Origin of the sequence: Bradyrhizobium guangdongense, assembly GCF_006483445.1 — a bacterium.
GTDB classification, from domain to species: domain Bacteria; phylum Pseudomonadota; class Alphaproteobacteria; order Rhizobiales; family Xanthobacteraceae; genus Bradyrhizobium; species Bradyrhizobium guangdongense_A.
This window is the reverse complement of record NZ_PPPT01000169.1, coordinates 15319-37416: the sequence shown is the minus strand read 5'-3', so window position 1 is coordinate 37416 and position 22098 is coordinate 15319. Positions and strand designations below refer to the sequence as shown.

Here is a 22098-nt window from a genome sequence, read left to right as displayed (position 1 = left end):
ACAAGCCCGGCCATGACGCCTCTCTCGGTGTGTCCGTCATCGCTCCAGTCGCGACCGTCAGTCCGGGTTTACCAATGTGAACCACGGGCACATTGCGCGGATCGTGATCCGGCTTCTCGGCGGCAAACGTCTTGCTGCGCGTGACCAGGAAATCGACGATATGGTTGCGCAGCGCGTAATAGAGCGGATGGCGATGCAGGTCGGTACGGCCCCGATCTTTTGGCAGCGGGTTCTCAACGACCTCGGCCAACACCGCGCCGGGGCCGTTGGTCATCAGAAAGATCTTGTCGGCGAGATAAATCGCTTCGTCGACGTCGTGGGTGATCATGAACGCGGTCTGCCCGGTCTCCAGGCAAATGCGCCGCACCTCGTCCTGCAGCGTGCCGCGGGTCAGCGCGTCCAGCGCCGAGAACGGCTCATCCATCAGCATGATCTTTGGCGTGATCGACAGCGCACGCGCGATGCCGACGCGCTGCTTCATGCCGCCTGAGAGTTCCGAGGGACGCTTGTGCTCGGAGCCGGTGAGGCCGACCAGGTCGATGAATTTCTGCGCGTGCGCCTTCACCCTGGCGCGATCCCATTTGCGCCATTTCGAGGTGACGGCATAGGCGACGTTACCAAGCACTGTGCGCCAGGGCAGCAGCGCATGGCTCTGGAAGATCACGGCGCGATCGAGGCTCGTGCCTTCGATCGCCTGACCGTCGACGATGACGGCCCCCTCGCTCGGCGTGTCCAGGCCGGCGAGGATGTTGAGCACCGTGGTCTTGCCGCAACCGGAATGGCCGATGACACAGCCAAACTCGCCGCGCGCCATCGACAGCCAGAGATTCTCGAACACCGTCGTCGTGCTGCCGCCCGCGCCGGGATAACGCTTGGCGATACCTTCGATGGAGATGAATTTGTCGGTCATCGCAGGCGGCTCCGCAAGCGTGCTGCGCCCCCTCGCCCCGCTTGCGGGGAGAGGGTTGGGGTGAGGGGGGCTCTCCACAAGGGCGGTGAGAGTTGGACATGTGGAGACTCCCCTCACCCGAATTTGCGCCTCGCGCAAATTCGACCTCTCCCCGCAAGCGGGGAGAGGTGAAGTTACGCCTTGGCGAGACCCGCCGCCTTCATTGCTTCGCCCATCTGGACGTCGCCCTTGTCCATGAAGGAGGTGAACTCGCCGGCATCGCCCCAGATGGTGCCGAAGCCGCGGTTGCTCATGAACTCCTTGAACTCGGTGGAGTCGTAGACCTTCTTCAGCGCCGCGGTGAGTTTTGTGGCGATCTCCGGCGGCAGGCCCTTCGGCGCGGCGATGCCGCGCCAGGCGCCGGTCGAATAGTTGATCCCCATTGCCTCCTTCAGCGTCGGCACGTCGGGGAAGATCTTGTTGCGGGCTGGCGCCATGATGGCGAGGCTCTTGGCCTTGCCGGCCTCGATGATGGCACGCGCTTCCGGCACCGAGCATGTGGTCAGATCAAGCCCACCCGCGGCGAGATCCTGCATCGCGGGCGCCGCACCGTTCGACGGCACCCAGGCAACTTGATTGGCGGGCAGTCCCATCGCCTGCATCCAGCCGACGAGGGCGAGATGCCAAATGCCGCCCTGGCCGGTGCCCGAGGCCTTGAACTTGCCGGGAGGGGCCGCCTTGATCGCCTCGGCCAACTCCTTGACCGTCTTGTAGGGCGAGGTGGAGGAGACCTGGATGCCCGGCGGATCCTCGTTCATCAGCGCGAGCGGCGTGTAGCTCTTCGGCGTCAGCTCGGTGAGGCCCTGCCAGTGCATCATCGAGATTTCGACGGTGAGCATGCCGATCGTGTAGCCGTCAGCCGCCGCGGTCGCGATCGCGGAGTGGCCGACCACGCCGGAGCCGCCGGTGCGGTTCACGACGTTGAAGGGCTGGCCGAGATCCTTTTCCAGGAGTGCCGCGACGATGCGTGCGGTCGCGTCGGTGCCGCCGCCCGCGCCCCATGGCACGATCACGGTGACGGGGCGCGCCGGATAGGCCTGCGCCAGCGCCGGTGTGAAACCGAAAGCGGCCGAGGCCGCGGCTGCAACGGAAGAAGCCGCAAAGGTGCGGCGCGTGATCCTGGACATGAAATGCCCTCCCAGCGGCGCCCGTGACGCCGGGCGCTCGTTTCAATGCGGCATTTTAGGCAGCTTTGCGCGCTGGCTGCAAGGTAGCGCTACCAATTGGATCGGCCGGCCAGTCGGAAATCGGGTGGGTTTTGTCCCACATGGACGCGATCAATGGGCGCATGATCGAAGCCAGGGACAAAACTCCGATGACCCAAGTCAACTGCCAGGCCTATTACAGTGCCGTGCTGGACCATCCGCTGCACACGGTCTGGTCGCTGATCCGCGACTTCAACAACTACCCCGCCTATATCGACGGGGTGAGTGAAAGCGAGATCGAGGACGACAAGCGCGGCGACGAAGTGGGCGCCGTCAGGCGCTTTTGCTATCTCGGCAACTGGATCCGTCAGCGCCTGGTCGATCATTCGGACCGGCAGCACACGCTGAGCTATGCCGGCCTCGAAGCGCTGCCGTACCCGCAGGATGGCTCCGGCGAGATCCCGTCGCCGACGCGCTATCAGGGCACCATGCATCTGCGCCCCATCGTCGAAGGCGATCGCACCCTCATCGAATGGTCGGTCGCGCTCGATACACACCCGGCGGATGCCGATCGCTGGCAGGCCCTGTTCGGCTCGTGGATTCCCGCCTGGACGGACTCGCTCGCACGGACGCTGGCGCGTTCCGGTTAGCAGCGCCTTACTGCCCGCTGTCGTCGTCACCCTTCGGTCGCGCACCGCCAAAAATGCGCGCGCCTTCCGGCGTGAGGTACGGCTTCAGCGTCTCCCACGGCACGAAGGCGACGTACTGACCTTCGGCATAGGGGCCGACCGCATAGGGCGGATAGTGGAAGGTGAGCCCGGAACTCTTGCCCGCCTCGGTCGAAGGCGCGAGCGTCACCGCGCCGATCTTGAGCAGGCTCGGCTGGACGTCCTTGAACCAGTCATTGGTCGCGGTCTCACCGGCATCGCGCTTCTTCTTCTCGATCTTCAGCGAGGTGAGGACCGCCTTCTGCATGGCGTTCATGGTCGCGCCATTATCGGCAGTCTCGGTGAAGAACGGGCGGATCGAGATGCGCTTGGCGGCCGTCTTGTCCCACAGGATGGTGTTGACGTCGGAATTGGGATGGGCCGCGTGGGTGTCCATGTAGTCGTCGCGGACAATGCTGACATAGCGGTCAGCGACGACGGAGCGGACCGAGTATTTGCGCTCGAACTCCCAGCCGCCATCCTTGAAGAATTGTGGATCGCTCTTGCGGGAGGCAGCAGCCTCAGCGGCGTTCTTCTCCATCCACTTCTTGCCCTCGGCAAGGCAGTCGGCTGACAGCGCCGGATCGGCCTTGATCTTGTCGTCGAGGAGGACGGTGGCCCTGACCGATTGGGTCTTGATGATGGCGTCGGGCTTTGGCTCGGCGGCGCGCAAGGGTGAGGCGAGGGCGATCATGGCCGAGACAATGGCGACCATGCGCAGGGCCGATCCGGCGTGGCCTGATTTCGATTCAGTGATCATGGACATCACGCTCATTCCGGGAAGTCTGCTGAGGGATAAACGCCACGAGATGAACGGATGCAAAACGGCCAACGGTCCCATTGCCGTTGGTCGCAACATCAGGCCCCCCGGGTTCATGCCGGAGGGCGTACCATTGCTGGATTATTCCGCCGCCTCGCTGTGCCCGAGGCGAATGTTGAGCTTGTGGATCAGCTCTTCGGCGGCCTCGGCGATCACCGTGCCCGGCGGGAAGATTGCTTCCGCCCCGGACTTGTAGAGCGCGTCATAGTCCTGCGGCGGCACCACGCCGCCGACGATGATCATGATGTCGTCGCGGCCCTGCTTCTTCAGCGCGGCCTTCAGCTCCGGCACGGCAGTCAGATGTGCGGCCGCGAGCGAGGAGACGCCGAGAATATGCACGTCGTTCTCGACGGCCTGTCGCGCGGCCTCGTCGGCGGTGGCAAACAGCGGTCCGATGTCGACGTCGAAACCGATATCGGCGAAAGCCGACGCGATCACCTTCTGGCCACGGTCGTGGCCGTCCTGGCCGATTTTTGCGACGAGGATGCGGGGCCGGCGGCCCTCGGCTTCCTCGAACGCGTCGATCAGCGCCTGAATCTTCTCGACCTGGCTGCCCATGCTGGACGCCTCCCGCTTGTAGACGCCGGTGATGGACTTGATCTCGGCGCGGTGGCGGCCAAAGACCTTTTCCATCGCGTCGGAGATTTCGCCGACGGTGGCCTTCGCCCGCGCCGCGTCGATCGCGAGCGCGAGCAGGTTGCCGTTGCCTTCGCCGGCCGAGCGCGTGATTGCGGCGAGTGCTGCATCGACGTCCTTTTGGCTGCGCTCGCTCTTCAGCCGCGTCAGCTTGTCGATCTGCAGCCGCCGTACGTTGGTGTTGTCGACCTTCAAAATGTCGATCGGAGTTTCGTCCGACGGCTTGTATTTGTTGACGCCGATCACCGCCTGCCGGCCGGCATCGATGCGCGCCTGCGTCTTGGCGGAGGCCTCCTCGATGCGCAGTTTTGGCACGCCGGCCTCGATGGCCTTGGCCATGCCGCCGAGCTCCTCGACCTCCTGGATGTGGCCCCAGGCCTTTGCCGCGAGGTCGCGCGTCAGCCGCTCGACATAATAGGAGCCGCCCCAGGGATCGATGATCCGCGTGGTGCCGCTTTCCTGCTGCAGGAAGAGCTGCGTGTTGCGGGCGATGCGGGCGGAGAAGTCGGTCGGCAGCGCCAAGGCTTCGTCGAGTGCGTTGGTGTGCAACGACTGCGTATGGCCCTGCGTGGCCGCCATCGCTTCCACGGTCGTGCGCATCACGTTGTTGAAGACGTCCTGCGCGGTCAGCGACCAGCCGGAGGTTTGGCAATGCGTGCGCAGCGATAGCGAGCGCGGGTCGTTCGGACCGAACGGCTTCAGCAGCTTCGCCCAGAGCAGCCGCGCGGCGCGCATCTTGGCGACTTCCATGAAGAAGTTCATGCCAATCGCCCAGAAGAACGACAGCCGCGGCGCGAAGCGATCGACGTCGAGGCCTGCGGCAAGACCGGCGCGCAGATATTCGACGCCGTCGGCGAGCGTGTAGGCGAGCTCGAGGTCCTGCGTCGCCCCGGCCTCCTGCATGTGGTAGCCGGAGATCGAGATCGAGTTGTATTTCGGCATCTTTTGCGAGGTGAAGGCGAAGATGTCGGAGATGATCCGCATCGAGGGAGCAGGCGGATAGATATAGGTGTTGCGCACCATGAACTCTTTCAGAATGTCGTTCTGAATGGTGCCCGACAGCTTCTCCGGCGGCACGCCTTGTTCGCCGGCGGCTGCGACATAGAGCGCGAGGATCGGCAGCACCGCGCCGTTCATGGTCATGGACACGCTCATCTGGTCGAGCGGAATGCCCGCAAACAGCGTGCGCATGTCGTAGATGGAATCGATGGCCACGCCGGCCATGCCGACGTCGCCGGCAACCCGCGGATGATCGGAATCGTAGCCGCGGTGGGTCGCGAGATCGAACGCGACCGAGAGACCCTTCTGTCCCGCCGCGAGGTTACGGCGATAGAACGCGTTGGAATCCTCCGCCGTGGAGAAGCCGGCATATTGCCGGACCGTCCAGGGCTGGTTGACATACATGGTCGGGTAGGGGCCGCGCAGATAGGGCGCGATACCCGGATACGTCTCGAGGAAATCGAGGCCCGCGAGATCGGCTTCGCCATAGGCTGACTTAACCGGAATGCCTTCAGGCGTCAGCCACGGCTCGGCGCTGCCCCCCGGTGCTGTCGTGGCAACTCTTTCGAAGGCGACATCGGCGAAATTGGGAATGCGGCTCATGGTTCCAACCATATCATAGGTGAGCGCGTCAGGTCTCAGTCATGGTCCGGATGCTGATGGCTGCTGATGGTCGCCATCTTCTCCGGCCCGTAATTCTGCAGCGTGGTCTGGCTCGGCAGATTGGCGATGCCGACCACCCAGCCGAGGCGGGACTCCGTTCCATATTGCCGCGTCGGCACGATCCTGTCGGGGCGGTCGAACGCGCCGGTCAAAATCTCGATGCGGGGGCCGTCGATGCGGCGGAAGGAGAGCGGCGTGCCGCAGTCGGCGCAGAAGTCGCGCATCGCGATCGAGGACGACTGGAACGCGGCCGGCTTGCCCTTGGTCCATTTGAAGTCGCCATGCTCGATATCGGCGTAGGAGGCAAACGGTGCGGCCGTCGCCTTCTGGCACATCCGGCAATGGCAGATGCTGATCTTGGCCGGCGGAGCCGAGAGCGCGAAGCGGATTGCACCGCATTGGCACCCGCCGGTGAGAACGTTCTTTGCTGGTTCGGTCATGCCTGTTCCATCCGTCGATAGGCGTCTTGCAGCGTTGCAAGTGCATCGCCGCCGGCAAAGACGAAGCCGGTGACGCCGGCGGCCCGAAGCGCGGCTTCGGCCTCTGCCGGCCGGCCTGCCAGATAGATATGTCTCGCGCCGGCCGCTTGCAGGGCCTTGGCTGAAGTTTCCGCGTGGTCTGCATAGACCTTGTCGCTGGAACAGAGGCAGGCGAGCTCGGCACCAGACGCCTTGTATGCGGCGGCAAGCTGCGCGGGATCGGCAAATCCGGCGCTGTCGACGGCCTCGATGCCGCCGGCCTCGAAAAAGCTTTTTGCAAACGTCGCGCGCGCCGTGAAATCGGCGGGTGTGCCGAGGTTCGCCAGGAACACCTTTGGCCGTGCGCCGCGGGCTTTCAGTGCCGCGTCCGACTTGTCGCGCAAGGCCTCGAACGGCTCGGCGAGCCGCATCGGCGGCAGCGCATCGAACTTGAACTTTTGCTCGCCGTAAGGAGCAAGCGCGATCGGCGTTGCCTTCAGCACCGATACTTCGCTCTCATGCAGGTTCGGAAACTCGCTCGCGCCGGTCAGCACGTCGCGGCGTTTTGCGATGTTGGCTTCGCGCGCCTTGCGCGTGGCCGCCACCTTGCCCTGGATCAGGCCTTGCTGGAGCGCCGCAAATGCGCCGCCGGCTTTCTCGGTCTCCTGGAACAGCGCCCAGGCCGCGTTGCAGAGTTCCGACGTCAGCGCCTCGATGCCGCCGGCGCCTGCCGCGGGATCGCTGACCTTCGCAAGATTGCTTTCCTCCAGCAGCAGAAGCTGCGTGTTGCGCGCCACGCGCCGTGCAAAGGGATCGGGCAGGCCGAGCGCGAGCGTATGCGGCAGCACGGTGATCGCGTTGGCGCCGGCAAGGCCGGCGGCGAACGTCGCCATGGTCGCACGCAGCATGTTCACATAGGGGTCGCGCTGGGTCAGCATGCGCCAGGCGGTGTCGGCCGCGATGAACAGCGGCTTTGGCGTCAGCCCGCAGGCAGCCTCGATGCGCGACCACAGCAACCGCAATGCGCGAAATTTCGCCATAGTCAAAAACTGGTCGGCATCGGCGGCGAGACGCGCATAGACCATGCCTTGCGCCTGTTCGAGCGGAATGCCGGCCGCTTCGATCGCGCGCAGATAGGCAATGCCGCAGGCGAGCACGAAGGCGAGTTCCTGCACTTCCGATCCACCGGCGTCATGGATCACGCGGCCATCGGCCGAGGCAAAGGGTCCCTTGAAGCCGAGTGCGGCGAGCCCCTTGATGGCACCCGTCACGGCGGGCGCGATCTCGTCCCAGGTGTAGGGGCTATGACCCCACACCGCGCCTGCGGCCAGCGGATCGAGCCCGAAGCGGATGTTGCAGGCCGCTGGATCGAGGCCGCTCGTCTTCACATATTCCGCGACATGGATCGCGGCCATCCGCGACTGCGGGCCGACCTCGAGCTCGATGCCGATGCCGGCGTCGAGATGGATGCCCTGCAACACCTTCGCGACCGCATCCGCGCTCGGTTCCAGGCCGAACCCATGGCTGCCATTGCCGCCGGCAAACACCAGCGAGAGCCCGGTCGCGCCATTCTCCAGATCCGTGAGCGCCTGCGCATTCGCCTGTGCCGCATCGGGATGGTCGATCCGCTGCACGATCTGCCAGGGCGCAGCCGCGGCCCGGCCCGCCACCGGCGCAGCACCCTTGGCGCGCGCATAGAGCGGATCGATCTTGATTCCGTCATAGGTCTTGCCGACGAGCTTTTCGAACGGCGCACCCTTCAGCACGCCATCCACCAGCTTGCGCCAGTCGTCGTAATCGGCCTTTGGAAAGTCGGCGGCCAGCGGCAGATCGTCAGTCACGGCGGTCATTCGGCAGGGGGCTCCCTGAAATCAGCGTCTCGTTGTTGGGCCGTAAAATGCCACGGGCGGCCGCCCCTGCAAACGGTTGTCTTGGATTAACCGGTATCAGGCAGCCGCTCAATTCCTTGCGCTGAGACGCTGGCCAGCGCATCGCGCACCCTGCGACCGCCAATCAGGCGATCGGGGGCGATTTCGGCCAGTGGCACCAGCACGAAGGCGCGCTCGAACAGGCGCGGATGCGGCAGCGTCAGGTCCGGCTTCTGAAGCGAGATGTCGTCATAGGCGATCAGGTCGAGATCGAGCGTGCGCGGCCCCCATTGCCGATCCTTGGTCCTGATACGGCCGAACCTCTGCTCGACCTTCTGCATCACGAACAGCAGCGCATGCGGATCGAGGGCGGTGTCGATCTCGATGCAGGCATTAATGAAGGGGGCTTGGTCCTCGTCGCCCCAGGGCGGCGTCGTGTAGTCGGAGGAGCGCGCGACCAGCGCGGCTTGCGCCATGCCGCAGACATGGGCGATCGCCTTTTGGAAGGTGGCGCGGACATCGCCGACATTGCCGCCGAGCGCGATGAGGGCGCTGGCCATGCGGGCTAGCCGTGGGTCGGATGCCGCGAGCGCGTCACCATGATGCCGACATCGTCGAAGATGGCGGCGATCGGCGCATGCGGCTTGTGCACGGTGACCTTGACGGCGCGGACGCGCGGGAAGTGCGACAGGATGGCGTCGGCGACCGCGCCGGCCGCGCGCTCCAAGAGCTTGTAATTGGTGTTCTTGAACGCCGCCGTCGTGGTTGCGACCACCTCGGAGTAGGAGACGGTATCGGCGAGGCGATCGGTGCGGGAGGATTCCGACAGATCGGTGTAGAGCTCGAGGTCGATCACAAAGCGCTGGCCGACTTCGGTCTCATGGTCCAGCACGCCGTGGCGGGCGTGGATCGACAGTCCCGTGATGAAAATCGTGTCCGTCATCTCTTGCTCTCGATGGCTTGCGTCACGCGCAGCGCCTGCAGTGTCGCGGCGACGTCATGGGTCCGAATGATGCGCGCGCCGCGCTGCGCGGCGATGACATGGGCGGCGATCGAGCCGCCGAGCCGGTCTTGCGGCTCGGAGGGCGACACCGACGCAATGAAGCGCTTGCGCGAGGCACCGACCAGGACCGGCAGGCCGAAAGTGCCGAGCGCGTCGAGCCGCGCCAGCGCGATCATGCTCTGCTCAGGCGTCTTGCCGAAGCCGATGCCGGGGTCGAGCACGATGTCGGCACGGGCAATTCCGGCCTTGGCCGCGATGTCGAGCGTGCGGTGAAAGAATGCGACCATGTCCTTGACGATATCGAGCGCGGGATCGACGCTGTCGCGGTTATGCATGACGACGACCGGCACCTTGCGCCTGGCCACGAGCGCGGCCATGTCCGCATCGCGCTGCAAGCCCCAGACGTCGTTGGCGATCGCAGCCCCCTGGTCGAGCGCCCAGGCCACGACCTCCGATTTCATGCTGTCGATCGAGACGGGTACGCCGAGCGCCACCACGTCAGCCAGCACCGGCTTGAGCCGCGCGAGCTCTTCGTCCGCCGTGACCGGCTGGGCGCCCTTGTAGGGACGGGTGGACTCCGCGCCGATGTCGATGATGTCGGCGCCGTCTGAGACCATCGCCCGCGCCTGGATCAGCGCCTGTTCTGGCGCGATGAACTGTCCGCCATCGGAGAAGGAATCCGGGGTGATGTTGAGCACGCCCATGACAGCCGGAACGGGCCGTTCCAGCAACGCCCGCAGCGTCGCATGTCCGCTCCGAGCGGCCGGCGGGACAGGCAGTGAGGGCAAGGCGATCATGCGGTCGCTTTGCGCGGTCGGGGAGGTGGAGTCAAGACGGGAAGGGGGGCCTGGGTCCGTCATCCTGAGGCGCCGGAGCGTAGCGGAGGCCTCGAAGGATGAACGGCCCCGCTGCTGCATCTTGGCCGTTCATCCTTCGAGGCTACGCCTTGCGATGAAAGCATCGCAAGGCTCGCACCTCAGGATGACGGAACGGGGATCAGTACGTGATCTTCGGCGGCAGCTTTCGCGCCTTTGCGATGAGGTCGCCAACCGCCTTTTCCGACGGCAGCAGTTGCACGAGCTTCTTCTTCTCGTTCACGTCGCGCATGTTCTGGGCGAGGCGGGCGGGATTGCGGTAGGCGAGCTCGCGCACCGTGGTGACGCCGGCGGCGCGCACCAGGCCGATCTTGGCCTTGCCCATGCCGGGAATGCGCATGTAGTCGGACACATTGGCCCATTCCAGGAGCTGCTGCTCGCTGATGCCGGTCTTGGCGGAGAGCGCCTTGCGGCCCTTCACGGTGCTGGCGGCTTCCAGCAGCGCGTCGGTCGTGCGGATGCCGAGCGCCTTCAGCTTGCTCGCAGCGAAGACCGACAGGCCCTCAATGTCTGAGATGGGATATGTCATGATACTCGATGTGATCAGCGCTTCAGGCGAACTGGCTGAGGCCCGGCGTCCCCGCAATGATCTTGCCCATCTGATCCGCTCCGATTTTGTCGCGGCCGAAGCGAAAAAGTTCACGGGCGATCTTCTGAATGTCGGCCATGCCAAGACCAAGACCCATCAGCCGGGTACCGACGGCCATCAGGCCGCCACCCATTAGCCGGGACAGGCCGCCACCGCCTTGCGTTGCCGCAATCGCGGCCTCGGCACCGGGAATGTTGTCGATCAGGGCCTGGACGCTATCGGATGGACCTTCATTGCGAAGGAAACCCAGGATAATGCCGACGGTCTTTTCAGCGACAGCACTATCGATGCCGGCGCTTGACGCCAGCCGCCCGATCAGCTCGTCCATATTGCCTGCCCCCGACCGGTTGGTTACCGGAGTATTGCTTCTGAAAACAATCTTGAGCCTGTGTGATGTGAAATACAAGCGATGAACGCAAGCGAAAGCGCGATTCATCTTCAAACGCGCGAAAAGTGTTGCAGCGATGCAAGAGCGGAGATCGAATCCCGCAAAATTTTGCCGCGGTGCGAACTTCCATTCCGACTTTCGACGAATGCCTTGCACTTGACATCCGACAATGTCGCAGGTGCAACGCCGTCCAGGGCGCGTTGTTCTGTTTCAATCGGCGCGCGACATACGTTAAATTACGGAACTGCGACTCCATCCAGGCGACGAGGCGGACGATCATGGCGACTTCAAACACCAAGCTTGGCGATACCGACGACAAGATCTTCGTCGGCAAGGGAGACGAGCTTGCCTGGCTGACGCTCGCGCTTGCCAACCGCCACGGCCTCGTCACCGGCGCGACCGGAACCGGCAAGACCGTGACATTGCAGGTGCTGGCGGAAGGATTTGCGCGCGCCGGTGTTCCTGTCTTCGCCGCCGACATCAAGGGCGACCTCTCCGGCATTTCACAAGTCGGGGAGGCCAAGGATTTCATCCTCAAGCGCGCTGGCGAAATGGGGCTGACGTTCCAGCCGGATCAGTTTTCGACGGTGTTTTGGGACGTATTTGGCGAGCAGGGGCATCCGGTGCGGGCGACCGTCACCGAGATGGGGCCGCTCCTGCTGGCGCGGATGCTCGACCTGAACGACGTGCAGGAAGGCGTCCTCAACGTGGCCTTCCGCGTCGCCGACGACAACGGCCTGACCCTCATCGATATGAAGGATCTGCGCGCGCTCCTGGATGCGATCGTGCCGGATGGCGCCAAGAAGGCCGCCGATGCCGGGGAAGGTCCGCTCGCCGACATCAAGAAAGAGGCGCAAGGGTTCGGCAACGTCACCAAGGCCACCGTCGGCACGATCCAGCGCCAGCTCCTGGTGCTGGAGAACCAGGGCGCCACAAAGTTCTTCGGCGAGCCGGCGCTGACGCTCAAGGATTTCATGAAGACCGACCGCGACGGCCGCGGCATGGTCAACATCCTCGTGGCCGACAAGCTGCTCCAGAGTCCACGGCTTTACGCGACATTCCTGCTGTGGATGCTGTCAGAGCTGTTCGAGGAGCTGCCCGAGGCCGGCGACCTGCCGAAGCCAAAGCTCGTCTTCTTTTTCGACGAGGCGCATCTGCTGTTCAACGACGCGCCGAAAGCGCTGATGGACAAGATCGAGCAGGTGGTGCGCCTGATCCGCTCCAAGGGCGTCGGTATCTACTTTGTCACCCAGAACCCGATCGACGTGCCGGATCGCGTGCTCGGCCAGTTGGGCAACCGCGTGCAGCACGCGCTGCGCGCCTTCACGCCGCGCGACCAGAAGGCGGTCGCAGCCGCCGCCCAGACCTTCCGGCCCAATCCCAAGCTCGATACCGCCAAGGTGATCATGGAGCTCGGCAAGGGTGAAGCGCTGGTGTCCTTCCTCGAAGGCAACGGCACGCCGTCGATGGTCGAACGTGTAATGATCCGCCCGCCGACCGGGCGCATCGGGGCGATCACGCCGGAGGAGCGCACGGCGATCATGGCTGCGAGCCCCGTGAAGGGCAAATATGACACGGCTGTCGATGCAGAGTCCGCCTATGAGATGATCCAGAAACGGATTGCGGGCACCGCCGCAACGGCGGACGGCGGAGCGGCTGCCGGAGGCGGGGGTGGCGGCATCCTCGGCCAGATCGGCTCGATCGTCGGCACGATCTTCGGCACCAACGTCAAGCGCGGCCGCCTGTCCACCGGCCAGGTCATCGCTCGCGACGTGACGAGATCGGTCACCAACACTGTCATCGGCGGGATGGCGGCCAGCGTCGGCAAGTCGGTCGGCGGCCAGCTCGGCGGCTCGATCGGCCGGACCCTGGTCCGTGGTGCGCTCGGCGGGCTGTTGCGGCGCTAAGGGCATGATCCGGAAAAGTGCGTAGCGGTTTTCCGAAAAGATCATGCGCAAACAGAGAGCTAAAGCGCGATCACGCTTTAGGCGCCGAATAAGGCCGGCGAGCGCTTGTCTGGGCCGGCCATTGATGCGACCTATCGCGCTTTGGTGCTGACTTGAGGGGCGCGTGTCGCAGGCGATTGAATCGAAGGCCGTTACAGAGATCGTGTGGACCTGGTTTCTCCGCCAGGTCACGCGCGTGCGCGAGGCCGAAATTCCCGGCTGGTTCTGGGTCGTCCTGCTCTGGGCCCTGATGGCGTTTCCGGCCGCCTCGCTCCGCGGCACGCATTATGAAGAGGGCACCGTCATCGGCCTTGCCCGCGGCGCGCTCGAGGACGGCCATTGGCGAGCGCCTTATCTCTACGGCCTTCGCTTCGCCGAGCGTCCCGTGCTGCTGTCGTGGATCGCGGCAGCGCTCGGCAGCGTGACGGGCGGCGTCGGCGTCTGGTCGGCGCGGCTGCCGCATCTTCTGTTCCTGCTCGCCGGCGGCCTGATGGTCTACCACCTCGTGCTGCCGCACACCCGCAGGGCGCCCGCCGTATTCGCAGCGCTGTGCTGGTTCGCCTGTCCGATGGTGGCGCAAAAATTCGTCACCGCGGAGCCCGACGTCACGCTGTCGGTGCTGATGTTCGGCGGCTTCTTCCTGTGGTGGCACGGCGTGATCCAGGACCGCGTCTCGCTGCCGCGCTGGATCTGCATCGGCATTCTGCTCGCATTGTCCGGCCTCACCAAGGGACCGCAGCCGCTGGCCTTCTTCGGGCTCGGCGTCGGCGCCTATATCCTGATCAAGCGGCGCTGGAGCGACGTGGCGGGATTTGCGCTCGCCAACATCATCGCGGTGCTGCCATCGGCGGCCTGGTACTGGGCGGTCATGATCCCCGGCGACGTCCAGGGCTGGCTGCATCATTCGCGGCTGGACGAGGGCATGACGGCGCAGCAATGGCTGCGCGACCATCTCGATTTTGCGCTCAGCATGATCATGGAATGGGCGCCAGGTTCGATCCTGCTCATCCCCGCGATCCTTGCGATGCGGCGAGGCGAGTTGCGTGGGGATCGCGATCTCATGCTGGCGGCGATCCTCTACGCCACGCTCGGCGCGCTCGTGCTTCTGGTCTGGCCCGGCGGCGTCGCGACGCGCTATGCAATGCCCGGCAATCTCGGGCTCGCTGTCATCGGCGGCATCCTGTTCGAGCGCTGGTGGTTCAGCCGGCACTGGCTGATCGCGGTCGCCAACACCATCGTGACGGGCTTGTCGACGGCGCTCATCGTGCTTGGCTGGCTCGTCATTCCGGCTTCGCCCGACACGTTCCGACAGACCCGGATTGATGCGCAGACCATCGCCGGCGTCAGGGCGACCATGCCGGGCATCATCTATGCGGCTGAGACGACGGTCAGTGCGAACGTGCTTGCCTATGTGCCGGCGCCGGTGCGCAGGCTGCCTGCATCCGAGCTGGCGAAGCTGAAGGTGCCCGCTTTGGTGATCGTCTCGCCGGCGGAAATGGAAGCACTGGCCAAGGCAAATGCGGGGATGCGGATCATCAGCCACGCAAAGCTCAGCGGCAATCCGGCGCTGGTCGTGGTGGAGATCAGGCCGAATGCCACCGCCCATCACGGAAATGCGACCCTGGCGCGTTTGCAGGCGGACTCGGTTGCTGCTACCGGACGGCCTGCGAAACAAGGCCCCCTTTGATGCAAGACCCCGTGCTGCGATGGCCCTCCCTGCGACGGCCGACGGACCTCCTGTTCTATGCCGTGAGCATCCTGCTCGTGGCCGACGTGCTGATCCCCGAGATCTTTCGCGACGGCAAGAGCAAGGACTATGCGCTCTGGTACTGGGCGGGCCAGCAGGTGCTGCAAGGCCTGCCGCTCTACGAGCGAATGACGGGCGACACCCTCGACTTCATCTATCCGCCCTTTCCGGCGCTGTTGCTCGCGCCTCCCGCCTGGTTCGGCAAGGTCACGCTGTATAGCTGTCTGTCGCTGCTCAACGTCGCGGCATGGTGGATCACCGCGCAGCTCTCCAACGCCATGACGGGGCTCGGGCGTACTCCAAATCCCTGGATCGCGGCGCTGCCGGGGGTCGTCACCATCACCTCGGTGTTCGACATGTTCGACCTCGGGCAGCCGAACCTCGTGCTGCTCGCGATGACGCTGTACGGGTTCTGGGTGCTGCGCGAGCGGCCGTGGACGGCGGGCGCGATGTTTGCGCTGGCGACCGCGATCAAGGCGTTTCCCATTGCCGTATTCCCCTATCTGCTGTGGCGGCGGCAATGGACGGCGTTTGCCAGCATGATGATCTTCCTCGTCGCCTTCCTCTTCGTGCTGCCGGCGCCGATCCGCGGCTTCGAGCGCAACGTCGCGGAGGTCAAGACCTGGTACCAGGGCATGGTCGGATCGACCTCGGAGCAGGGCTTTGGTCAACGCGGCGATCAGAACTGGTCGTGGATCAATCAGTCGATCATCGCGGTGACGCACCGGCTGGTCCGCCCGATCAACTACAATATAGAGGATCCCAACAAGCCGTCGCGCACGATGAACGTCGTCGACGTCGGCTACAAAACCGCGAACTGGATCGTGCTTGCGGTATCGGCGGCGCTCGGCCTGGGATTCCTTGCCGTCATGCCGGGCGAGAAGAAACGCACCCCGCGATCGGATGCCGAGGAACTCGGCATCCTCTTCTGCCTGATGACCGTCGCCACACCGCTGGCGCGGCAATATTACTTCGTGTGGCTGTTCTTTCCGATCACGATCCTGATCCATCGTGCCGTCTATGACGAGCGCCCCGGGGCGCGCATGGGAACCTGGATTGCGCTCGGCATCGCCGCCGTTCTGGGGCTGTTGTCCCTGCAACTGTTTCCGCATGTGTTGCAGGCCTGGGGCAACAACCTCTGGGCCACCGCCGTGCTGGCCGCTGCGCTGGTCTGGCACATCCGCCATCCCCTTGAGGCAGCTGGCCCGGACGCTCCGACGGAGCTAAAACCCGCAACATAAAACCAATCGGGAAGACCACGATGTCCAATGCGCAGCTTCAATCCGTCCTCGACCATATCGACAAGGACTTTGACAACAGCCTGGAGCGCCTGTTCGCGCTGTTGCGGATCAAGTCGATCTCGGCGGATCCGGCCTTCGCCGCGGATTGCAAGGCGGCGGCCGAGCATCTCGCCAGCGACGTCGCCAGTCTCGGCGTAACGACGCAGGTGAGGCCGACCGCGGGTCATCCCGCCGTCGTCGGCAAAACCGGCGCCAAGGGCAACGGCCGGCCGCATGTGCTGTTCTACGGGCATTACGACGTCCAGCCGGTCGACCCGCTCAATCTCTGGCATCGTCCGCCATTCGAGCCCGCGGTCACCGATCATGCCGACGGTCGCAAGATCATCGTCGCGCGCGGCGCCGAGGACGACAAGGGACAGGTCATGACCTTCGTCGAGGCCTGCCGCGCCTGGAAGAAGGTCACGGGCTCGCTGCCGGTCGACGTCACCTTCCTGATCGAAGGCGAGGAGGAGGTCGGCTCGAAGAATTTTGTGCCCTTCATCGAGGCCAACAAGGACGAATTCAAGGCTGACTACGTGCTGGTCTGCGATACCGGCATGTGGGACCGCAACACGCCGGCGATCACGACGTCGCTGCGTGGCCTGCTCTATGAGGAGGTGAAGATCACCGCCGCCAACCGCGACCTGCATTCAGGCGTGTTCGGCGGCGCTGCGATGAACCCGATCCGGCTGCTGACCAAAATTCTCGGCGGGCTGTTTGACGACGACAACCGCATCACCATCCCCGGCTTCTATGACGGCGTGAAGGATCTGCCGCCGGACATCCTGGAGCAATGGAAGAAGCTCAATATGACGCCGGATTTCTTCCTCAAGCCGATCGGGCTGTCGATCCCGGCCGGCGAGAAGGGGCGACTCCTGATCGAGCAGGCCTCCTCACGTCCGACCTGCGACGTCAACGGCATCTGGGGCGGCTATATCGGCGAAGGCTCCAAGACGGTGATCCCGTCACATGCCTCGGCAAAAGTCTCGTTCCGTCTCGTCGAGGGGCAGGATCCGCAGAAGATCCGAAAAGCCTTCCGCGACTATGTGTCGGCGCGCATTCCGGCCGACTGCAAGGTCGAGTTCGGCGACCACTCGGCCGCGCCCGCGGTCGCGCTCGACTGGAACATGAAGCCGCTGGCTGCCGCCAGCAAGGCGCTGACGGAGGAGTGGGGCAAGGAGACCGTGCTGATGGGGTCGGGTGCCTCGATCCCGATCGTCGCCGACTTCAAGCGCACGCTGGGCCTGGACTCGCTGCTGGTCGGCTTCGGTCTCGACGATGACAACATCCACTCGCCGAACGAGAAGTACGACCTGAAGAGCTTTCAGAAGGGCATCCGCTCCTGGGCCCGCATCCTCGCGGCGCTGGCGGAGGTGAAATAAAATCGCCGGCGCGTAGGGTGGGTTAGCCTTGCGGCTGCGCGAAGCGCAGTCGCTGGGCGTAACCCACCACTTCTGTCTCTGCGGAAACAAAAGAGGTGGGTTACGCCCGGTGGTTTGCGCTTCGCGCAATCCGCGCGGCTAACCCACCCTACGAAGCCGCACCAAACAAAAACGCCGCCCGGAATTGGGCGGCGTTTCATTCCAGATAGCGCAGAGGTCGTTCGGCGCAGATACTACACCGAACCCAGGAATTCTCAAGTTCGGTAACCGGGGCTCTCGCGATCGAGCTTGCGCAACAGCGGCGGCCACACGAGGGTCGTCGAACGCAGCTCGGCGCGGTCGCGATTGGCGAGCAGCTCGGTGTTTTTCTCGATCGCGATGTTCTCGACCGGATAGACCGGGGTGCCCAGCGCGCGGGTGCGCACCTGCATCGAGCAGGCGCGTTCCAAATGGTACATGCGCTCGAAGGCGGAGGCGACGGAGCGGCCGACCGTCAACGTGCCGTGGTTGCGCAACAGCATGTGGCAGTGGTCGCCGAGGTCCTTCTGCAGCCGCGGACGCTCGTCGTGATCGAGCGCAATGCCCTCATAATCGTGATAGGCGAGGTCGTGGGTGACGAGCTGCGCCGTCTGGTTCAGCGGCAGCAGGCCTTCGGCGCTGCTGGAGACCGCGGTGCCGTCGAGCGTGTGCAGATGAAGCACGCAGATCGCGTCCTCCCGCACTTCGTGGATCGCCGAGTGGATGGTGAAGCCGGCCGGGTTGATGCTGTACTCGCTCTCGGTGAGCTGGTTGCCGTGCAGGTCGACCTTGACGAGGCTCGACGCCGTGATCTCGTCGAACATCAAGCCGTAGGGATTGATCAGGAAGTGGTGATCGGGCCCGGGCACGCGGGCGGAGATGTGGGTGTCGACCAGATCGTCCCAGCCATAGAGCGCGACGAGGCGGTAGCAGGCGGCGAGGTTGACCCGCTGTTGCCACTCGGCCTCCGTCATGTTGGACGGCACTTCCTTCAGGCGGGCTTCCGCTGGCGACATGGCAAATCTCTCCGAACATCGTTGTTTCGGAAGGAAGCCTAGACTTGCAAACAGTACGCAGCAAGGCGCCCAGAGCGCAGCAGTTCAGCGTAGCCCGCATGCAGCGAAGCGGAATGCGGGGACACTGTCCCGGATTGCGCTGCGCTCCATCCGGGCTACGGGTACGGAACTTACGGCGCGGGGATCGACAGCAGGCTTGAAATGCTGCGGCCGCGGATGTCGTAGACGCGGGCGAACACGACGTCGTCGCGCTTGATCTCGGCCATGACGGGCGCGGTGAGGCCCTTGCAGTAGAACTCGCCGAGCGTCATGGCGAAGTCGGCCGCATTGGAGTCCCAGCCGATGGTGAAGTCGGGGCCAAGCGCGACCTGCGCCGGACGCTGCGGGCCGCACACGGCGACCTTCCATTTGCGGTTCTGCGGCTGCACTTCCTGCCGCTCGACGAGTTGCTCGCGCAGCTCGTCGGAGGCCTGCTTCAGCGCGAGGCCCCAATAGTCCAGCATGAAGCGCTCGTCGGCGCCGCGCACGGTGCCGGCGACGTGATTGAAATGTGTGTACTGGTAGGGATGCAGGCGGATCATCTCGGCGGCCGAGAGCGCAAGCCCGAAGCAGAAGGTCGCGAGCACGACCGGCTGCCAGCTCCGGTGATTGGCGCGCAGCCGCTCCATGAGCCATGCAAAGGCGACGCCGCCGAGCACGGCCATCGGCGGGATGACGAAGATGAAGTGACGGATGCCGTTGTAGAGTGCTGGGCGCTTCACCATCGCGATCACGAGCGGCAGGGTGGCTGCCAGCGTCAGCATCAGCATGATCGTCTTGCGGCGTGCCGGCACGTCCTTGCGCGGCAGCATGACGAAGGTGCCGACGACAGCGCCGGCCATCAGCACCAGCAGCACTTCGGGCAGTTGCAGCGCGAACAGCGTCGGCAGATAGGACCAGGGCATGTCCGGCACCGACACCAGCGCGCCGTCGAACATTTCCTTCCACGGCTTCTCGAAGAAGTGCGAGAAGTAGGTCAGCGCAGAAAACGGATTGCCGGGCTCCATGATCGACCACGGCCAGATCAGGCCCATCACGAGATAGCCGAGCACGAGCCCGGGCAGCAGCACGTAGACGGTATGGGCGAAGCGGCGCGCGGCTTCGCGGGCGCCTTCGACGCGCAGTTCCTCGAGGAACAGCGGGATGAAGCCGATCACGGCATAGACCAGCGCGAGGCCGCCAAGGATGCGCGAGCCGATCGACAGGCCGGCGCCGACGCCGACGATCAGGATCGTGCGCGGCGAGGGGCGCGGATATTCATCGGCGAGCCGCACGAGGCCGAGCATCAGGACGACCATCGCCACGGCAAACGGTGCGTCCTTCGGGTTCATGAACATGTGGCCGTAGAAGGTCGGGCAGAGCGCGAGCAGCAACAGCGTCGCAAGGCCCGCGATCGGCCCGCCGACGCGGCGGCCGACCCGCCACGTCACGGCAAGCCCGATCACGCCGACGATGGCGCCGACCAGGCGTCGCGTCTCGAACAGTTCGAGCGGAATGACCTTGTGCAGCAGCGCCGCGATCATGTCGAAGCCGCCGCCATACATGTAGAGGTTGGCGAAGGACAACGCCGCTGTGTCCTTGAAGCCGGAACCGAACATGCGCAGCAGGAGATCGGCATATTCGGCGTGGGTGTAGTCGTCCCAGCCGAGACCGTAGTCGCGGAACGTCAGGCCGGCGATGACCGCGATCGCCGCCAGCACGAGCATGGCGAGATCGTCGCAAGTCCGTTCGACCGAGCGCCGGAGAGGCGTATCGATCGCCGAAGTCGTGATGGATGTCATCGCTAGTCGCCCGGCGTGCCCTCTTGGCCCTGCTGGTGTGCGCGGGCCTGTCCCCCGGACTTCCTATAGCGCAGTTCCATCCGCAAGTAATTCGGCATAATGGCTAAATTCCTGATGCAACGCAGCAAATACGGTAACCGGGGATGTCGTTGAAGCTAGCGAGACGATGCTGAAGGGAATGTGAATAAGTCCCTGATTTCGCTATTTTAAGGAACGGCTATGGCAAAACGCCGTTGGCGAGTTGCACAATATGACGGTATCGTGGCGTAGGCGCTGTCGCGCGGAGATGCGCGGCCGGGGGTGAGTTCGATGGCACTGGCATTGATGATCGCGGGGATTGTCGCCGTTGTGGCGGGTCTCCTCACGGTCGTTTGGGGCATCTCGCTCAAGGAGTTCAGCCTCGGTAGCACCCTGATAACGAGCGGGACGATCGGCGTCTGCTCCGGAATGTTACTGCTCGGCCTCTACGCTGTCGTGCAGGAGCTGAAGGACATCGCGCGCCGGCTCGCAGGTTCCACCGCGCCCTCGGACGTCCGGGTACGGCCGGTGCTTCCGGCCGGTATCGCGACCGCGAGCGTGCCGATGCCGGATGCGGTTGCTGGCGAGGCGCCCAAGATCGAACCGGCATTGCCGCCATCGACGGGCACGCCGCCGCCCTGGCAGGACGAGGCTGCGGCGCGGACGCGTGCGGAGGCGCCACCGGTGCCCGAGGTGCCGGCGCCACCACCGCCGCCTGAGCCGCCGCGCCGGCGAAACCTGCTGTTCGAGTCGACCTCGCGCAAGGAACGCGAGCGGGCCGAGGCCAAGACCGGGGACGTTCCTGCAGGTATCGAACCGCGGCCAGCGCCGCCGCCGGTCGTGCCGGCAGAACCGCCCCCCGCGAGCTTCGATGATGCCTGGCCGAAGGCGGACCGTGCGCGTCCGCTCGAGGCCTCGGTCACGCGGCGTCCACCGCCGCCACCGCCGCGCGCGCCCACGGAACCGGTCGCAGCGCCGCCCGCGCCGCCTCCGCCGCCTGCACCCGAGCCTGCGCGTCCCGCACCGGCCGAGCAGACCGCCGTGACGGTGCTCAAATCGGGCGTCGTCGACGGCATGGCCTATTCGCTTTATTCGGACGGCTCGATCGAGGCGCAGATGCCGGAGGGCATGATGCGTTTCGCCTCGATCGACGAATTGCGGGCGCATCTCGACCAGCGGGCCTGATTTTGGGTTTTGCGCGGTCGTGAGTAGAGTGGTTTTGTTTTTGTTGCTGGAGCAGTAATAAGCTCTAATTTACTAGTAGTCGTGTCTTAGTCGAATGTATTTGTGACCATAAATTACTTGGGCATCGCCGGGCCATGGCGGGCGAGGCCATTTGAACGAGGTTGACCCCATGTCAGATGCTTCTGGCAAAAATTTCATCGAGCTCACCGCGAATATCGTTTCGGCCTATCTCAGCAACAATCCGACGCCCGCAACCGAGATCCCGAACCTGATCAGCCAGGTGCACGGCGCCTTGACGCGGGTATCGACAGGCCGGACCGAGGCGCCGCTCGAGCCTGCGAAGCCGGCGGTGTCGCTCAAGAAGTCGATGACGCCGGACTATCTGGTGTGTCTCGAGGACGGCAAGCGCTTCAAGTCGCTGAAGCGCCATCTGCGCACCCAGTACAACATGACGCCGGAGCAATATCGCGAGAAGTGGGGCCTGCCGGCGGACTATCCCATGGTCGCGCCGAACTATGCGGTGGCGCGCTCGCAACTGGCGAAGAAGATGGGCCTGGGGCAGCAGCAGCGGAAGCGGAAATAGCGC

The 22098-nt window shown here is 64.7% G+C and carries 20 protein-coding genes; 7 read left to right on the top strand and 13 right to left on the bottom strand.

The window, feature by feature from the left end:
* Positions 1-910: ABC transporter ATP-binding protein (locus C2U70_RS24100; protein ID WP_140981094.1), on the bottom strand; the 910-nt coding region annotated here is incomplete at its 3' end.
* Between the two features lie 173 nt (positions 911-1083).
* Complete coding sequence (locus C2U70_RS24095) at positions 1084-2076, bottom strand: tripartite tricarboxylate transporter substrate binding protein (protein WP_140981092.1); 993 nt, start codon at positions 2074-2076, stop codon at positions 1084-1086.
* Between the two features lie 188 nt (positions 2077-2264).
* Between C2U70_RS24095 and C2U70_RS24090 the strand changes: the two genes are divergently transcribed.
* A complete protein-coding gene (locus tag C2U70_RS24090) occupies positions 2265-2744 on the top strand; it encodes an SRPBCC family protein (protein WP_140981090.1) in 480 nt (159 codons plus the stop codon).
* A gap of 7 nt (positions 2745-2751) precedes the next feature.
* Here C2U70_RS24090 and C2U70_RS24085 read toward each other — a convergent pair whose 3' ends face one another.
* The 9 genes from C2U70_RS24085 to C2U70_RS24045 all read right to left on the bottom strand — a co-directional run bounded on the left by C2U70_RS24085 (position 2752) and on the right by C2U70_RS24045 (position 11040).
* Positions 2752-3516 carry an RsiV family protein gene (locus C2U70_RS24085; protein ID WP_140981098.1) on the bottom strand — a complete coding sequence of 255 codons (765 nt, stop codon included), beginning with the start codon at positions 3514-3516 and terminating at the stop codon, positions 2752-2754.
* 186 nt (positions 3517-3702) lie between these two features.
* Complete coding sequence (gene scpA / locus C2U70_RS24080) at positions 3703-5859, bottom strand: methylmalonyl-CoA mutase (protein ID WP_140981088.1); 2157 nt, start codon at positions 5857-5859, stop codon at positions 3703-3705.
* A 35-nt stretch (positions 5860-5894) separates the two neighbouring features.
* The gene (locus C2U70_RS24075; protein WP_140981087.1) at positions 5895-6359 is read right to left on the bottom strand and encodes a GFA family protein; all 465 of its coding nucleotides are present in this window, start codon (positions 6357-6359) and stop codon (positions 5895-5897) included.
* The gene (locus tag C2U70_RS24070; RefSeq protein WP_140981085.1) at positions 6356-8227 is read right to left on the bottom strand and encodes a methylmalonyl-CoA mutase family protein; all 1872 of its coding nucleotides are present in this window, start codon (positions 8225-8227) and stop codon (positions 6356-6358) included. The genes C2U70_RS24075 and C2U70_RS24070 overlap by 4 nt, the downstream gene beginning before the upstream one ends.
* A gap of 86 nt (positions 8228-8313) precedes the next feature.
* Entirely contained in the window at positions 8314-8805 is a 492-nt protein-coding gene (folK, locus tag C2U70_RS24065; RefSeq protein WP_140981084.1) for a 2-amino-4-hydroxy-6-hydroxymethyldihydropteridine diphosphokinase, read from the bottom strand.
* 5 nt (positions 8806-8810) lie between these two features.
* Positions 8811-9188, bottom strand: a complete 378-nt coding sequence (folB, locus tag C2U70_RS24060; protein ID WP_140981082.1) for a dihydroneopterin aldolase — start codon at positions 9186-9188, stop codon at positions 8811-8813.
* Positions 9185-10045, bottom strand: coding sequence for a dihydropteroate synthase (gene folP, locus C2U70_RS24055; protein ID WP_140981080.1), 861 nt, complete (start codon positions 10043-10045; stop codon positions 9185-9187). The genes folB and folP overlap by 4 nt, the downstream gene beginning before the upstream one ends.
* 199 nt (positions 10046-10244) lie before the next feature.
* Positions 10245-10652, bottom strand: a complete 408-nt coding sequence (locus C2U70_RS24050) for a DUF4332 domain-containing protein (RefSeq protein WP_140981078.1) — start codon at positions 10650-10652, stop codon at positions 10245-10247.
* 22 nt (positions 10653-10674) lie between these two features.
* On the bottom strand, positions 10675-11040 hold the full coding sequence (locus tag C2U70_RS24045; protein ID WP_140981076.1) for a DUF2267 domain-containing protein: 366 nt from the start codon (positions 11038-11040) through the stop codon (positions 10675-10677).
* Positions 11041-11378: 338 nt separating this feature from the next.
* Between C2U70_RS24045 and C2U70_RS24040 the strand changes: the two genes are divergently transcribed.
* The 4 genes from C2U70_RS24040 to C2U70_RS24025 all read left to right on the top strand — a co-directional run bounded on the left by C2U70_RS24040 (position 11379) and on the right by C2U70_RS24025 (position 17455).
* The gene (locus tag C2U70_RS24040) at positions 11379-13007 is read left to right on the top strand and encodes a helicase HerA-like domain-containing protein (protein ID WP_140981074.1); all 1629 of its coding nucleotides are present in this window, start codon (positions 11379-11381) and stop codon (positions 13005-13007) included.
* A 163-nt stretch (positions 13008-13170) separates the two neighbouring features.
* Positions 13171-14733, top strand: a complete 1563-nt coding sequence (locus tag C2U70_RS24035; protein ID WP_140981072.1) for an ArnT family glycosyltransferase — start codon at positions 13171-13173, stop codon at positions 14731-14733.
* Positions 14733-16034: a glycosyltransferase family 87 protein gene (locus C2U70_RS24030; protein WP_140981071.1), complete on the top strand. Its 1302-nt coding sequence runs from the start codon at positions 14733-14735 to the stop codon at positions 16032-16034. The genes C2U70_RS24035 and C2U70_RS24030 overlap by 1 nt, the downstream gene beginning before the upstream one ends.
* A 20-nt stretch (positions 16035-16054) precedes the next feature.
* Positions 16055-17455 carry a M20/M25/M40 family metallo-hydrolase gene (locus C2U70_RS24025; protein ID WP_140981069.1) on the top strand — a complete coding sequence of 467 codons (1401 nt, stop codon included), beginning with the start codon at positions 16055-16057 and terminating at the stop codon, positions 17453-17455.
* 254 nt (positions 17456-17709) lie between these two features.
* Here C2U70_RS24025 and C2U70_RS24020 read toward each other — a convergent pair whose 3' ends face one another.
* On the bottom strand, positions 17710-18489 hold the full coding sequence (locus C2U70_RS24020; RefSeq protein ID WP_140981068.1) for a class II aldolase/adducin family protein: 780 nt from the start codon (positions 18487-18489) through the stop codon (positions 17710-17712).
* 170 nt (positions 18490-18659) lie between these two features.
* Positions 18660-20309: a glycosyltransferase family 39 protein gene (locus C2U70_RS24015; RefSeq protein WP_140981066.1), complete on the bottom strand. Its 1650-nt coding sequence runs from the start codon at positions 20307-20309 to the stop codon at positions 18660-18662.
* 309 nt (positions 20310-20618) lie between these two features.
* On the opposite strand from C2U70_RS24015, the gene C2U70_RS24010 reads away from it, so the two are divergent.
* Both C2U70_RS24010 and C2U70_RS24005 read left to right on the top strand, forming a co-directional pair.
* On the top strand, positions 20619-21512 hold the full coding sequence (locus tag C2U70_RS24010) for a DUF308 domain-containing protein (protein ID WP_140981064.1): 894 nt from the start codon (positions 20619-20621) through the stop codon (positions 21510-21512).
* A 169-nt stretch (positions 21513-21681) separates the two neighbouring features.
* The gene (locus C2U70_RS24005; RefSeq protein WP_140981062.1) at positions 21682-22095 is read left to right on the top strand and encodes a MucR family transcriptional regulator; all 414 of its coding nucleotides are present in this window, start codon (positions 21682-21684) and stop codon (positions 22093-22095) included.
* The last annotated feature ends 3 nt before the right edge of the window (positions 22096-22098 follow it).

Excerpts from the sequence above, each read along its gene's own strand:
- C2U70_RS24085 (WP_140981098.1), bottom strand. The coding sequence starts at position 3,516 with ATGGTCGCCATTGTCTCGGCCATGATCGCCCTCGCCTCACCCTTGCGC.
- scpA (WP_140981088.1), bottom strand. The coding sequence starts at position 5,859 with ATGAGCCGCATTCCCAATTTCGCCGATGTCGCCTTCGAAAGAGTTGCC.
- C2U70_RS24040 (WP_140981074.1), top strand. The coding sequence starts at position 11,379 with ATGGCGACTTCAAACACCAAGCTTGGCGATACCGACGACAAGATCTTC.
- C2U70_RS24050 (WP_140981078.1), bottom strand. The coding sequence starts at position 10,652 with ATGACATATCCCATCTCAGACATTGAGGGCCTGTCGGTCTTCGCTGCG.
- C2U70_RS24045 (WP_140981076.1), bottom strand. The coding sequence starts at position 11,040 with ATGGACGAGCTGATCGGGCGGCTGGCGTCAAGCGCCGGCATCGATAGT.
- C2U70_RS24005 (WP_140981062.1), top strand. The coding sequence starts at position 21,682 with ATGTCAGATGCTTCTGGCAAAAATTTCATCGAGCTCACCGCGAATATC.
- C2U70_RS24010 (WP_140981064.1), top strand. The coding sequence starts at position 20,619 with ATGGCACTGGCATTGATGATCGCGGGGATTGTCGCCGTTGTGGCGGGT.
- C2U70_RS24075 (WP_140981087.1), bottom strand. The coding sequence starts at position 6,359 with ATGACCGAACCAGCAAAGAACGTTCTCACCGGCGGGTGCCAATGCGGT.
- C2U70_RS24025 (WP_140981069.1), top strand. The coding sequence starts at position 16,055 with ATGTCCAATGCGCAGCTTCAATCCGTCCTCGACCATATCGACAAGGAC.
- C2U70_RS24095 (WP_140981092.1), bottom strand. The coding sequence starts at position 2,076 with ATGTCCAGGATCACGCGCCGCACCTTTGCGGCTTCTTCCGTTGCAGCC.
- folP (WP_140981080.1), bottom strand. The coding sequence starts at position 10,045 with ATGATCGCCTTGCCCTCACTGCCTGTCCCGCCGGCCGCTCGGAGCGGA.
- C2U70_RS24030 (WP_140981071.1), top strand. The coding sequence starts at position 14,733 with ATGCAAGACCCCGTGCTGCGATGGCCCTCCCTGCGACGGCCGACGGAC.
- folK (WP_140981084.1), bottom strand. The coding sequence starts at position 8,805 with ATGGCCAGCGCCCTCATCGCGCTCGGCGGCAATGTCGGCGATGTCCGC.
- C2U70_RS24015 (WP_140981066.1), bottom strand. The coding sequence starts at position 20,309 with ATGACATCCATCACGACTTCGGCGATCGATACGCCTCTCCGGCGCTCG.
- C2U70_RS24090 (WP_140981090.1), top strand. The coding sequence starts at position 2,265 with ATGACCCAAGTCAACTGCCAGGCCTATTACAGTGCCGTGCTGGACCAT.
- folB (WP_140981082.1), bottom strand. The coding sequence starts at position 9,188 with ATGACGGACACGATTTTCATCACGGGACTGTCGATCCACGCCCGCCAC.
- C2U70_RS24070 (WP_140981085.1), bottom strand. The coding sequence starts at position 8,227 with ATGACCGCCGTGACTGACGATCTGCCGCTGGCCGCCGACTTTCCAAAG.
- C2U70_RS24020 (WP_140981068.1), bottom strand. The coding sequence starts at position 18,489 with ATGTCGCCAGCGGAAGCCCGCCTGAAGGAAGTGCCGTCCAACATGACG.